Source organism: Micromonospora sp. ATA51 (assembly GCF_016802855.1).
Taxonomy (GTDB): domain Bacteria; phylum Actinomycetota; class Actinomycetes; order Mycobacteriales; family Micromonosporaceae; genus Micromonospora; species Micromonospora sicca.
In genome coordinates this window covers 1-1,272 of record NZ_JAEVHJ010000669.1, presented here as the reverse complement: position 1 = coordinate 1,272, position 1,272 = coordinate 1, and the positions used below count along the sequence as shown (strand labels likewise).

The following is a 1,272-nucleotide window of genomic DNA, read 5'->3' as shown; positions in this document are numbered from 1 at the left end:
GCGCCCAGTGGCTGCGCGACCAGCTCGGCGCCGACGGCCGCAAGGCCGAGGTGGTGCCCTGCGCCGCCGTGGTCGGCGGTGGCGGCGCCCCCGGCGTCGAACTCGAGTCGTGGGCGCTGAGCCTGCCCGAGCGGTACGCCGAGCCGCTGCGCACCGGCGAGCCCCCGGTGCTCGGCCGGGTGCTGCACGGCCGCCTCCTGCTCGACCTGCGCTGCGTGCCGGCCGACGCGGACGCGGCGATCCGGGCGGCCGTCCTGCGGGTGGGCGACTGACGTGTGGGTCGTCGCCACCGCCGGACACGTCGACCACGGCAAGTCCACCCTGGTCCGGACGCTCACCGGGATGGAACCCGACCGCTGGGCCGAGGAACGTCGCCGCGGCATGACCATCGACCTGGGTTTCGCCTGGACCACGCTGCCCTCCAGCGGCACCATCGCCTTCGTCGACGTGCCCGGACACGAGCGGTTCGTGCCGAACATGCTCGCCGGGGTCGGGCCCGCGCCGGCCGCGCTGCTCGTGGTCGCCGCCGACGAGGGCTGGATGCCGCAGTCGGCCGAGCACCTGGCCGCGCTGCACGCGCTCGGGGTGTCGTACGGCCTGCTGGCGGTGACCCGCGCGGACCTCGCCGAGCCGGGACCGGCGCTGGCGCAGGCCCGGGCGGAGATCGCCTCCACCTCCCTGGGCGAGGTGGAGGCGGTGGCGGTCAGCGGCGCGACCGGTGCCGGCCTGCCGACCTGCGGGCCGCCCTGGACCGGCTGGTCGCCCGGCTGCCCGCCCCGGCGCCGGCGGCCCCGGTCCGGCTCTGGGTGGACCGCTCGTTCACGATCAAGGGCAGCGGCACGGTGGTCACCGGCACCCTGGGCGGCGGCCGGCTGCGCGTCGGCGACCAGCTCGAACTCGCCGCCACCGGCGAACCGGTCCGGGTCCGCGGCCTGCACTCCCTGAACGCCGCGCAGCAGCGGGTGGACGCGGTGGCCCGGGTGGCGGTGAACCTGCGCGGGATGTCCCGGGACCGGATCGCCCGCGGCGACGCGCTGCTCAGCCCCGGCCGGTTCCGACTGACCGACCTGCTGGACGTGCGGCTCGCCGGCGACCCGGCCGCCGACCTGCCGGCCACCCTCACCCTGCACGTCGGCTCGGCCGCGGTGCCCGCCCGGGTACGACCGCTGGGCCCCGACACGGCACGGCTGCGGCTGGCCCGCCCGCTGCCGCTGCTGATCGGCGACCGGGCGCTGCTGCGCGACCCGGGCCGGCACCACGTCGCCGGCGGGG

The 1,272-nt window shown here is 78.3% G+C and carries 2 pseudogenes; both read left to right on the top strand.

The annotated features are described in order from the left end of the window. Window positions 1-272, top strand: a pseudogene (locus JNW87_RS38840) (L-seryl-tRNA(Sec) selenium transferase); the annotation flags it as partial. Between the two features lies 1 nt (window position 273). Then, window positions 274-1,272, top strand: a pseudogene (selB, locus tag JNW87_RS38835) (selenocysteine-specific translation elongation factor); the annotation flags it as partial.